Below are 12,082 nucleotides of genomic sequence, written 5' to 3'. Positions count from 1 at the left end.
TGGAGCAGGGAGCAGGGAGCAGGGAGGGGGGAGCAGCAGACCAGGAGTCAGCGGTCAGAAGATAAAAAATGCATCAGCCACCAACCCGCAATTGTCAACCGGTGGCAAGCATCCAGAATCAAGTATCCAGGATCAAGTATCCAGTATCCAGCATCAGCTCATGTCATAGGGCTTTAACTGGAAGAGCTTTTTGGTCTGGGTGGCCACGATGTGGTAGAATTTGTCCTGGGGCACATAGATATAGGGAACATCCTCTTCCCGCCGGTAGAGGAAGTGGGAAAGGATCATCCGGTTGACGGCCCTGTGACCGACGATCATAATGTTCTGGGGATTGCGGCTCAGATACAGGGCCTTCTTGATGCCCTTGTCCACCCGCTCCTTCATGGAGACATATCCCTCTCCCTGGGGATAGACATAATTATACTTGTTGTGTTTTCTCGCCATATACACGTGCGGCATCTTATCACGGATTTCCGCATAGCTCATCCGCTCGCAGGCCCCGCTGTCGATCTCGTCGAATTCCTTCAGGGGAATGATAGTGGCGTTCTGTTGTCCGCGCATGATCGGAAAGGCCGTCTGTACGGTCCGCTTTTTGCTGCTTGTAAAGATCACCGGGATATCCCTGTTTCTGAAATACCGGGCCAATGCCCTGGCCTGGACCTTGCCGTTTTCGGTCAGACCCGAATTACCGCCGATCCGGTTTTCAAGGTTGAAGTAGGTTTCCCCATGTCGGATCAGAAAGAGATTCTTGACCGTGTCGGCAACCAGAAGATCCCGGATCAGGTCGTAATGGGGAATATCATCTGAGAGTTCCTCGTAAAGGATCTTGTTATAAAGTGAATCCAGCCGAACAAAATTGCGTTCCTTCTTGACAGGGGTGTAGATGGACTCATAATAGTGGATGCGTTGTCTGAAACTTTGAATGGCCGCTTCCCTTCCCAGGTGATTGAACTCCGGTAGCGTCACCTTTCGATCAATGCTGGCCTTGAGGATCTCGTCATCCTGGTTGATGCATTCAATAAAGAGAACCGGATGGTCGTTGAGCATCTCGGCGGTTCTCTTCCTCCTCCCGGCGCTGACATTGGTGGCGTCCAGGATAGCAACCCGGCCGCTCCCCTCCAGGTAATGGATGGCCCGTCTGATATTGATCAGGGCGATCTTTTCTCTAAGTGCCGCCCCTTGTCTGTTGCCGGGGTCATAGAATTCAGGATAGGAGGTGTCTTCAGGGCTGAGCTTTCTTCTGAGATCCCCATTGTTGAAAATACGGGCCTTTATGTGGTCCCGAACCAGGTTTTCTCTTAATTTGCCGGCGATGGTCGATTTTCCCCTGGCGGGCAACCCGACCATTACAATGTACAGTTTTTTAGCAGTATCCATTTCACCCAGGGCGTTGCGTGTTGAAGTGACGGATTTATCATCTTGAAATTTTTTTCAAAACAGTTATAATTCAACATGAATTGTTCAATCAAGAAAATTTCCTGCAGAGCAGGCATATTTAGAAGGAGGTAGGAATGGCACAGACTTCCGTTGCAAGATCCCGTAGCGAAGTTTTGGTAAATGACTTTGTCAGGAGTGTTTACAACTGGATGGCGGTGGGGCTTTGTCTCACTGGGGTCGTGGCGCTCTATGTTTCGAGCAGTGAGACGATGATGCGTCTCATATTTGGAAATTCGATGATATTCTTTGTCTTGATACTGGCGGAACTGGGCATGGTATTTGCGCTTGCCGGGGCGGTCAATCGTATGAGCGCAGGGACGGCCACGTCACTCTTTGTGATCTATTCAGCCCTGAACGGGGTGACGCTTTCTTTCATATTCCTGGTCTATACCCGGACGTCCATTGTCAGCACTTTTTTCATCTGCGCAGGCACCTTTGTCGCATGCAGCATCTATGGATGGACCACCAAGAAGGATTTGACGTCGTGGAGCGGGTTTCTCATGATGGGCCTGATAGGGATTATCATCGCATCCCTGGTAAATATGTTTATCCGGAGCAGCGCCATGAGCATGATTATCAGCTATATCGGGGTCATCGTCTTTGTGGGGTTGACGGCCTATGACACCCAGAAGCTGAAAAACATGGCCCTCACCCAACCGGCCGGCGTGGATGGCGCGGTGGTGCGGAAAGGGGCTATCCTGGGCGCCCTCTCCCTTTACCTCGACTTTATCAACCTGTTCCTGATGCTGCTCAGAATATTCGGGGGATCCCGCGAATAGTACTTTTTGATGTATGACCGTATCCCCCTGAAGGCGCTGGCTGTCTTTCAGGGGGATTTTGTTTTGGGGGTCGCCAACCCATGAATGAGCCGTCCTATCTAAGACTTTACAGGGAGGGGGAGCTTGCCCGTCGCGTGGACAGGGCCCTGAGTCTGCTGGAGGCGTGTTGCCTTTGCCCCCGATCGTGCGGGGTGGACCGGCCCAATGGCAAGACCGGGTATTGCCGTACCGGGAGGAATGCAAGGATCGCCAGTTACAACGCCCATTTCGGCGAAGAGGCCCCGCTGGTGGGAAGGCACGGCTCAGGGACCCTGTTCTTCAGTTCCTGCAACCTCCTCTGCACCTTCTGCCAGAATTTTGAGATCAGCCACCTCAATGAAGGGATTGAGGTCGTGCCTGACCAGATTGCCGGCATGATGATCGACCTGATGGAGAAGGGGTGCCACAATATCAATCTGGTGACGCCTACCCATGTGGTGCCGCAGATCCTGGAGGCCCTTGAACTCGCCGTTAAAAAAGGTCTGAATATCCCGCTGGTCTACAACTCGGGCGGATATGAGAGCATAGAGACCCTGCGACTATTGGACGGGATCGTCGACATCTATATGCCCGATTTCAAGTTCTGGGAGGATTCGTGGGCCGAGCGGTTCTGCCATGCACCCGATTATCCGGACGCGGCCAGGACGGCCATCCGGGAGATGTATCGTCAGGTGGGCGATCTGGTAATGGATAGCGAGGGGATCGCCGTTCGAGGGCTTCTGGTGCGGCATCTGGTCATGCCCGACGGCGTGGCCGGAACCGCTGATATTATGAATTTCCTGGCCGAGGAGATATCAAAAGACACCTATCTCAACGTCATGGACCAGTACCGGCCCTGCGGTCCGGCAGAGGCGGATCCCGCCGTCAACCGGAGACTGACCTCGCAGGAGTACCGGGAGGCCGTGGCAGCGGCCAGAAAGGCAGGGCTGCATCGCCTGGATTCCAGGGAGCGGCCCCGCATCATTTTCGGATTCTGATGGAGAGGGAAAAGACATTTGTGGTAGGCGACATCCATGGGTGTCTCGACCTGCTGAAACGGCTTCTCCATGAGATTCCATGGCGATCCGGGAGGGACCGACTGGTTTTTGTGGGAGACTGCATCGACCGGGGACCCCATTCCAGGGCCGTGGTAGACCTTATCCTCGATCTCATCCGAACGGACCCTCAGGTGACCTGTCTTCTGGGGAACCACGAGGCCATGCTGCTGGATTATCTCGCAGGCCGCAATCAGGATCTCTATCTTGCCAACAGGGGAATGACCACATTGAGAGACTATCTGGCGGGAAAACCGGCAGGGGAGGGGGCTCTGTTGCCCCCTGACCATATGTCTTTTTACCGTTCCCTGAAGCCGTTCATAGAACTGGAAGCCTATTATGTGGTTCACGCCGGTTTTCGACCGGGCATAGAGATAGAACATCAGTCCGTGGAGGATATGATCTGGATCCGGGAGCCCTTCATTTCCTCGGAATATGATTTTGGAAAGAAGGTCATCTTCGGCCACACGCCGTTTCCCCGGCCGCTCATCATGGAAAACAAGATCGGCATCGATACCGGGGCTGTTTATGGACGCCGGTTGACCTGTATAGAACTCCCTGAAGAGCGGTTTTATTCTGTTGCCGCCTGAGTCCCCGCGTCAGGATGAACTCCTTCTCCCGCTGATAAACTCCTCGGCTATTTCAACGTCTTCCCTGCTGCCGATATAGAGTGGGACTCTCTGGTGCAATTCCGTCGGGTTGATATTGAGAATCGGCCCGTAACCGTCGCTGGCATACCCCCCCGCCTCTCTCACCACCAGTGCAAGAGGATTGGCCTCCACCATCAGACGCAGCTTTCCGGTTGACTTTCTGGGGTCTTTGTTATCCGCCGGGTACATGAAGATCCCGCCCTTGAGGAGATTGCGGTGAAAATCGGCCACCAGACTTCCGATGTATCTGGACGTATAGGGCCGGCCGCTTTCCCGGTCTTTGGCCTTGAAATAATTCACCATGGCATTGGTTTTTTCATCCCAGAATGCCTCGTTGCCCTCGTTGACGCTGTAGATTTTTCCCCTTTGCGGAATGCGGATATTTTCGTGAGAGAGGAGGAACTCCCCCACGCTGGGATAGAGGGTAAAGCCATGCACGCCGGTTCCATTGCCTGTGGTGTAGACCATCATACTGCTGGAACCGTAGATGAAATAGCCGGCGGCCACCTGGTTTATGCCCGGCTGCAGGCAATCATTCATGAGCATGTCGATGTCGTTCTCCTGGCTTACTTTCTTGTAGATGCCGAAGATGGTGCCGATGCTCACATTGACGTCGATATTTGAAGATCCGTCCAACGGATCAAAGACAATGATGTAGTTCCCTTTCGGATACTGAGATGGGATATCGATCAGGTCTGCGTCTTCTTCAGAACCCATGCAGCAGAGCTGGCCCAGGTGTTGCAGCCGTTCGATGATGACGCTGTTGGCGAATACATCCAGCTTCTGGACCTGCTCGTCCTGCACATTGGTGCGGCCGGTAGCTCCCAGAATATCTGCGAGGCCCGCCTTGTTCACCTCTCTCGAAATCACCTTTGCCGCAACGATCAATTCATTGAGGAGGGTAGTAAAGCCGCCGGTCGCCTCGGGATTCTGCCGCTGTTGCTGTAAGATGTGCTGCGTAATCGTGATGCCAACCCCTTTTCTTGTCATGTTCCCACCTCCTTGTTCAAGGGTTCACGGTTCAGAGGTTGAAAAAGGCGGAGGCTTTCTGTTTTCCCTGCTCGATGCAAAAGCCCCCATCCCCCAATTCAATCCACAGATTACCCCGACGAAATACCATATAAAAAGCATTCACGGAGCAGGCGCAGATGTCACAGGTGGCAATTTCTAAATGCCTCAATTCCTGAATCTCTCAATACTTCATCAGAGAATTCCAGAAATCTGGGTCATCGTCCTTCCAGTTGGGGCCGAATCTCCTGTCGCAAAATCCGCTCAACCTTTCGTACCATTTGGTAAAAACGTTTTTCTTTTTGTCGATGGCATCGAGGATATCTGCCAAAAACACATCCACCTTGCCGATTTCATCCTTGGGCACATAATAGGCAGCCCCTTCCTTAAACGACTTTTTCAGGTTGTCCTGTGAGAGGGCATGGGCCGTCAGCATAAGGGCCGGAACTTCCCGTTTATTAGCGATTTCCAACAGCTCATATCCCCGAACCCCCATAATATCGAGCACGGCCGCATGGTAATAATTGGATTCAAGCAGGTTTTTCGCATCTTCAAAGTTTGATGCCCTGTCGATCTTGCACATCTCCAGCAGTTCTGTCAGAAAATCGAGGATATCCTCCTCATCGTCCACAATTAGGATCCGCTTTCCTTTAAGAATCTTTTGAACGTCCATGTCTTATCCTCCTTAGGTAATTGAAAGTCCAATTCTGTTTGTGTTCAGGCGAATTATTGGTAACTTCTACGCCGCAAGCGAATATGCATCTGTTGAGGCTAACGCAATTGGTATATTTAGTGCCTGAACGAAAATCACGCCTTGGCGTGATTCAGGCACAATTGCGAATTGAGGAATTGCGAAGTCCGAATTGATGGAATAGAGTTGAAATTAATAAAACCAAATTTTCGATTCCACCCTTTTTGGATTTCCGGGTTTTCGTTCAGACACTATTTAGGCCCTTGGTTGTAATCCCGCCTTGCGGGACACCATGCGGAGAACTTGACGCCATATATGGGTAAGCGCTTAAAAATTGCCGGGATTTGCATCAATACCTTCTTGGTTGCGGCTGCGATGCTAACGCCTTAGATGGTGCGTTCCTGGTATTCAAGCCTGTATATCTCCGCTAATGTCAGAAATGTGGTAATAATCAGGGGGCCGTAGATGATCCCCAATATGCCGAAAAGTTTGATACCCCCTAAGATGCCGATGAATACCAGGAGCGCATTCATCTGCATGCCCTGGCCGATCATCCTGGGCTTGACAAAGTACTCCACAATAGAACTGTACGTCACATTGTAGATAAGGTACCCCAATGCAAGTCCTGTATTCCCCTTGAGCAACAGGATGGCGGTGGCCGGGACAAACACGGCCGTGGCCCCCACAATGGGGAGAAAGGCCATAAAAGTGATAACCGTCCCCCACAGAAATGGAGAACCCAGCCCGAAAAAGTAGAACCCAAACCCTCCGAAAATCCCTTGAATGATCCCTGACAGGCCGTTTCCCACAATCAGGGCCCTCCCCATCTCATGGAACTTGTCGGTCACCTTTTCAACCTGTTCCCTGGGGACCGGCATCAAATCGATGAGATACGCCTTGAGCCGGCCGCCGTCCTGAAAAATATAGAAGATGGTCAGCATCATCAGAAAGAAGTGGACCAGGAAATTGAGCATGTTGGAGGCCACGGACCGGATCTGACTGTACAGAAACAGACCCACTTTCTTGCCGATGGCGTCGGCCAATTCTTCCACCGTATGGGGGGTAATGGTCAGACCCGTCATTTTGCCGAATTTCTTGAAGCGTTCCGCCCAGACCGGGTCGTGCTCGATAATATCCTGAATCCGCTTCACAGAGACCTCTGTGGTGCTTCGCCTGTAGAAATCAAAAGCCTCATTGGACAAGGTCCCCACAAACCACCCCACGGGAACTACCAATATCGCCAGCAGGAAAAGAGTGACGCAGAGGGACGCCAGGGACTCCCTGTTCCGAAAGGCCGTCTTGACCCGATGGTAGAGGGGATAAAAAACACTTGCGATAAGCGCCGCCAGCACGATCGCCGACATATAGGTCCAGAAAAGCTTCAGGAGGAGAACCAGAGAGCAGATCAGGAACACGAGAAATAGTGCGGCGCCGTATCTTTTTTCCATGGAAGAAACCCCTTGGAGCGCTACTATAGTAATCCAGGCGCATATAGTCAAAATAATTAAGCAGACGGAAGCGTCTCCACAAACTCTCTGAATGAAGCTCAGGGCGCAGGCTTCAGAGCAAGGTCGTTCACCCCCTCCTTTACGCCTGGTCTCCCATATCTTGAGCTTCTTTATTGTCCTCTATCCTGGCCCCGATCCTGAGGGTCTCTCCGTCCATGCGGAAGAGAGCATCAAGGAGGGCCATCTGGAAGGAGCCCGGGCCTTCTGAATGCGCGGCGGCCCGTTCACCTGCAAGACCGAAGTATGCCAGTGCGGTGGCTGTGGCATTGACGGGCTCCCGGTCCACAGACAGAAATGCACCGATCAGGGCAGTGGCCGTGCAGCCGGTCCCGGTCACGAACCCCATGAGTTCATGCCCGTTTAAGACCCTGCAGACGCGCTTTCCGTCCGTAATCAGATCTACGGGGCCGGTAATGGCCAGGGTGGCGTCGAGGTCCCGGGCCAGTGCCAGGGCCGCAGCCTCGGCCTCATCAACACGGTGTATTGAATCCACCCCTTTGGTCCGGGCCCCCTCCCGGGCCAGAGAAAGGACCTCGGAGGCGTTCCCCCGGATTACGCTGACAGAGAGTTCGTTGATGAGCCGTTTGGCCGATTCGGTCCGGAGCCGGGTGGCCCCGGATCCCACAGGATCGAGGATAATGGGGATACTGAGTTCGTTCGCCTTCTTACCGGCGATAAGCATGGCGTCCACCCAGGATGTGCTGAGAGTCCCGATGTTGAGTACCAGGGCCCCGGCGAATGAGACCATCTCCTCCACCTCTTCGGGTGCATGGGCCATTACAGGGGAAGCGCCGCAGGCCAGCAGGGCATTTGCGGTGTAGTTCATAACCACAAAGTTGGTGATGTTATGGATCAACGGCTTTTTGGTGCGAAGGGTTTCAAGATTTTCTGCCGCCTTTTGTCCCAGGGTTTGATCCGTCATGTGCTTTCTCCTTATTGAGCGAAGTGGTTCCATCCGGACCGGCTCAGGCTGCGGGAACTGCCGTCGGCCGATCTCAGTTGGATTTTTCCTGATGTGCTGGTGATTTCTCCGATGGTGCTGACCTGGACCTGGCCCAGCGCAGTGATCAGAGCGCTTACGCCGTCCGCATGTTTGAAAGGGCAGGTAATGATCAGCTCATAGTCGTCGCTGTCTCCGAGGACAAGATCGACAGGGTCCTGGTTGAAATGCGCTGCCGCCTCCCGAAGGGGAGGGCTGATGGGGAGTTTTTCCTGAACGAGGAGGGCGCCCACCCCGCTCTTGTCGCAGATATGACCCAGATCCCCCACGAGCCCGTCACTGGTATCGATCATGGCGGTGGCAAGACCGGAACGCGCAACAGCTCCCCCCTCGGCCGCCCGGTGAGAAGGCCTGTTATAGGCCTGCACCAGGGGGTTGTTTTCCAGGTCATGAGCAGGCCGGCCCGATAAGAGGATCCGGAGCCCGGCGGCCGCCTCTCCCGGATATCCGGTAACCATTATGACGTCGCCGGGGGTTGCGGTGGAACGACCTACCGATGTCCCTGCCGCGATTTCGCCGATCAGGGTGATATCGATAAAGTTGGCGCCCTCGGTTTTTGTCAGGTTCCCACCGATAATGACGGCGTGGAACGGATTGAGTTCTTCCATAAACCCGAGGTAGATCGCCTCCACATCCTCGATCGCCGTATCGGAGCGCAATCCGAGAGAGACCAGCGCATACCGGGGAACGCCTCCCATGGCGCCGATATCGCTGATATTGAGGGTCATGGCCCGCCGGCCGAGGTCCAGGGGGGAAATGAATTGTGGCAGGTAATGCCGCCCTTCCACCATGACATCGCAGGTCACCAGGATGTCATATCCGGCCCGGGGCTGAAAAACAGCGCAGTCGTCCCCGATTCCCACCGACACTTCCGGCACATGGATGCCGGCCCTTTCAAGGAGAGCGTCGATGCGATCGATCAGTCCGAATTCGCCGATCACCGCCAGTGTCTCAGACATGGCGTCCTCCGGAAGGTACCGACGTCAACAGCTCACAAAGGGTATTTGTGGCCCGACAAGGGTCATCCTGACAGCAGACGGCCGATATGACAGCGATCCCGTGAGCGCCTGCTCCTATGATGGCAGGGGTGTTTACAAGACCGATCCCGCCGATGGCAATGATCGGCAGGGGAATAGTCTCAGCGACCGTTTTCAGGGTCTCAATTCCGCTCACAGGGCCTGCGTCGTCTTTGGAACCGGTGGGAAAAACAGGCCCGAAACCGACGTAGTCGGCGCCGTCTGCAAGACATTTTCGGGCCTCCTCCAGTGTCGCTGCGGAGCCGCCGATTATCCTTTCTTTTCCCAACAAGTCTCTTGCCAGCGGGATCGGGAAGTCGTCCTGCCCCAGATGCACGCCATCGGCCTGTGCTGCAATGGCAACGTCGATCCGGTCATTCACGATAAAAGCGACACCCTTTTTGGCGCATGCCTGCTTCATCTGTACGGCGATCTCAATCAACTCACGCGTCGAGCCCTTTTTTTGACGGAACTGGATGGCATCCGCCCCCCCGGCAATCGCCATCTCCGTCAGTTCAACATGGGAGAACCGCGATTGCAGCTGGGTATCCGTCAGGACATGCAGCTTTCCAATTTTTTGAATCATGGTCAGTACCTCACACGGATACACCGGGAAATTCATAAAATAAGCGAAATCAAATATCTCTCTCAGCCGTTTGCAATCATCGAGAAGCGTCGCGAGTTTGGCCGAAGAGTACCTAAATCGGATATCGGGGGCAAGTGAAAAGGCGTCATTTGCCTGGAAATAGGAGCATCCATGCTCCCAACAGGACGAACAGGCCCCCCGCGCCCATCTTGATGTAGTTGGGGGGAATCAGCCGGCTCACGGCCGAACCAAAGACCACGGCCAGCAGGGAGGTCACTATGAGCGCCCCTGCGGAGCCGATAAACACGGCCCATTTGGTCTTGCTCTCCGCGGCAAACGCAAAGGTCGCCAATTGCGTCTTGTCGCCCAGCTCTGCCAGGAATATCATACCGAATGTGGTCAGCATGACCTTCAGATCCATTTCTTTCGCTCCTGTAGGGTGGACTTTTCAACCTTCCATCATTCCATTCTCCGGCGTTCCCATCTTGAAAAGACGCAACCGGTTCGATGCATTAGCACCTATTCCCAGGTCTTCTACAAGAAAATATGGCCATCCTCCACTGCACCCTTAGCCTTCCGTCATTCCGGCACGCTTCCAGCCGGAATCCAGAAAACCGGCGGACTGGATTCCGGCTAAGGGCACGCCGGAATGACGGGACAGCACACAGTCGTTTTGGTTGCGGTTATCCGCTTTAGTATGCTGCAAACGGATTTTCCCTGAAGGAGGCCGCCAGTTCAATGATCCGCATGTCCCCGGATGTCAGGGCGGATTCGAGTGCCTGTTCAAGGCCCCGGGGGGTATGGACCCGATCGGCGGCAATTCCGAAGGAGGCGGCAAACGTCTGCAGATCAGGATTGATGAGATCTGTTTCGAAATCCCCTCGGCCGTACATCTGATGTTGCAGAAGGTCGATCATTCCGTAGGCACCGTCGTTGACCACAATGACCGGAAAGCCGATGCCGTGGCGCCGGCACGTGGCCAATTCCTGTGCCCCATAGAAGAAGCCGCCGTCTCCGATCAGGGCGACCACCGTCCGTTCAGGACAGGCGATCTTGAGACCGATCGCAGCCGGAAGGCTGAAGCCGATAATGGAAGACCCCTTGGCCGTGACCAGGCCTCCGGGCATGTGGGACGCGTAGAAGTATTCGGCCCAGTATCCCAGCAGGGTATTATCTATCACGAGACTGCCGTCACGGGGGATGACCCGGCGAACCGTTTCCAGATAATCCATCTCCCGGCATTTTTCAGTAATGGCGGTCCGCTCTTCCCTCGTCCTGTCCCGCAGGGCAGAGACGTCCCATCCCCCTGTTTTGCGGTCGGGCGACTTGGCCAGAACCATTTGCGCAAGCCGGCGGGCAATGATCCGGATATCGCCGAGAATCGTCAATTCTGCGGGATAATTCTTGTGGATCCATGTATCGTCCCAATCCATATGAATGAGTCGAGGCAGAGACACGCCCCGTCGGTGATAATCCGTCCTTCGAAGACGAGACCCGATGGCCAGGACGATAGTGCCGGACTCAAGAAGCTCCCGGACGACTCCCCGACGGGCCGCATTGCCGAAGGCGAGCTCATGGTCTTCGGGGATCAGCCCCTTTGCCTCCGCACCGGTAACCAGCGGGGCCTGGAGTGCCTCACAAACGGCCCGGATCTCTCCATGAATCCCGGCACGCACCGCGGATGTACCGGCAAGGACGATGGGACGTTCCGCCTCACAGAGGCGCCTGGCGGCTTCGTGAAGATCGCCCACCCACGGTTCTCGTTCTTGAGCCGGTTTGGGGCAAGGCGCGGTCTTTGGTTTCCTTGGGACCTCTTGGTCCCATAGATCCGTCGGCACTTCACAGTAGACCGGGCCCGGACGTCCTGAAAGGGCCGTCAGGATCGCCTCCGGAAGCATGGTATGCACATCGGTCCCTGTCCGAAGGCAGTACCGTTTTTTGGTAATGCTCCTGAAAATCAGATCCTGATCCGCCACTTCGTGGAGTGTTCCTGTGCCCTGACCGATTTGCTTTGCAGCAATATTGGTGGTGACAGCCAAGACCGGAGATGCGCTTCCCCAGGCCTCGATAAGGGGGGCCGTCATATAGCCGGCGCCCGGGCCGGTGGAGGTAATGACGACGCCCACCCCTTTTCCGGCCCGGGCATATCCGTCCGCCATGTGAGTGGCGCCGGATTCATGACGACAGAGGATGTGCCGAATAGACGATTCATCCCGGAGGGCATTGTAGAAGCCGATATTATGAATGCTGGGAATGCCGAAGACATGGCTGACCCCTCCAGTTTTCAATGCTCGGACAAAGTGTTCAGAAAATCGTGTCATGGATGGTGGTTGA

At 54.6% G+C, this 12,082-nt stretch carries 12 protein-coding genes; 3 read left to right on the top strand and 9 right to left on the bottom strand.

The window, feature by feature from the left end; all coding sequences use genetic code 11:
• Positions 1-153: 153 nt before the first annotated feature.
• Positions 154-1,377: a 6-phosphofructo-2-kinase/fructose-2,6-bisphosphatase gene (locus K9N21_01885; protein MCF8142649.1), complete on the bottom strand. Its 1,224-nt coding sequence runs from the start codon at positions 1,375-1,377 to the stop codon at positions 154-156.
• Positions 1,378-1,511: 134 nt separating this feature from the next.
• On the opposite strand from K9N21_01885, the gene K9N21_01880 reads away from it, so the two are divergent.
• From K9N21_01880 to K9N21_01870, 3 genes are all read left to right on the top strand, one after another.
• Positions 1,512-2,216, top strand: coding sequence for a Bax inhibitor-1/YccA family protein (locus K9N21_01880; GenBank protein ID MCF8142648.1), 705 nt, complete (start codon positions 1,512-1,514; stop codon positions 2,214-2,216).
• 80 nt (positions 2,217-2,296) lie between these two features.
• A complete protein-coding gene (locus K9N21_01875; GenBank protein MCF8142647.1) occupies positions 2,297-3,232 on the top strand; it encodes a radical SAM protein in 936 nt (311 codons plus the stop codon).
• Positions 3,232-3,879 (top strand): metallophosphoesterase, encoded by a 648-nt coding sequence (locus tag K9N21_01870; protein MCF8142646.1) that lies wholly within the window; start codon positions 3,232-3,234, stop codon positions 3,877-3,879. The genes K9N21_01875 and K9N21_01870 overlap by 1 nt, the downstream gene beginning before the upstream one ends.
• A gap of 9 nt (positions 3,880-3,888) precedes the next feature.
• Here the strand turns inward: K9N21_01870 and fbp are convergent, their stop codons facing one another.
• From fbp to K9N21_01830, 8 genes are all read right to left on the bottom strand, one after another.
• Complete coding sequence (gene fbp, locus K9N21_01865; protein MCF8142645.1) at positions 3,889-4,929, bottom strand: class 1 fructose-bisphosphatase; 1,041 nt, start codon at positions 4,927-4,929, stop codon at positions 3,889-3,891.
• Between the two features lie 202 nt (positions 4,930-5,131).
• Entirely contained in the window at positions 5,132-5,620 is a 489-nt protein-coding gene (locus K9N21_01860; GenBank protein ID MCF8142644.1) for a response regulator, read from the bottom strand.
• Between the two features lie 404 nt (positions 5,621-6,024).
• Positions 6,025-7,086: an AI-2E family transporter gene (locus K9N21_01855; GenBank protein ID MCF8142643.1), complete on the bottom strand. Its 1,062-nt coding sequence runs from the start codon at positions 7,084-7,086 to the stop codon at positions 6,025-6,027.
• 139 nt (positions 7,087-7,225) lie between these two features.
• Positions 7,226-8,068: a hydroxyethylthiazole kinase gene (gene thiM, locus K9N21_01850; protein ID MCF8142642.1), complete on the bottom strand. Its 843-nt coding sequence runs from the start codon at positions 8,066-8,068 to the stop codon at positions 7,226-7,228.
• An 11-nt stretch (positions 8,069-8,079) separates the two neighbouring features.
• Entirely contained in the window at positions 8,080-9,105 is a 1,026-nt protein-coding gene (thiL, locus tag K9N21_01845) for a thiamine-phosphate kinase (protein ID MCF8142641.1), read from the bottom strand.
• The gene (gene thiE, locus K9N21_01840) at positions 9,098-9,745 is read right to left on the bottom strand and encodes a thiamine phosphate synthase (protein ID MCF8142640.1); all 648 of its coding nucleotides are present in this window, start codon (positions 9,743-9,745) and stop codon (positions 9,098-9,100) included. Before thiE ends, thiL begins: the two co-directional genes overlap by 8 nt.
• Before the next feature lie 148 nt (positions 9,746-9,893).
• Positions 9,894-10,169: a TMEM165/GDT1 family protein gene (locus tag K9N21_01835; GenBank protein MCF8142639.1), complete on the bottom strand. Its 276-nt coding sequence runs from the start codon at positions 10,167-10,169 to the stop codon at positions 9,894-9,896.
• Between the two features lie 271 nt (positions 10,170-10,440).
• The gene (locus K9N21_01830) at positions 10,441-12,069 is read right to left on the bottom strand and encodes a thiamine pyrophosphate-binding protein (GenBank protein ID MCF8142638.1); all 1,629 of its coding nucleotides are present in this window, start codon (positions 12,067-12,069) and stop codon (positions 10,441-10,443) included.
• Positions 12,070-12,082 lie beyond the last annotated feature (13 nt).

It is taken from the genome of Deltaproteobacteria bacterium, assembly GCA_021737785.1.
Lineage (GTDB): Bacteria > Desulfobacterota > DSM-4660 > Desulfatiglandales > Desulfatiglandaceae > AUK324.
The sequence above is the reverse complement of the archived record's forward strand: the minus strand, read 5'-3'. Positions and strand labels throughout refer to the sequence as shown.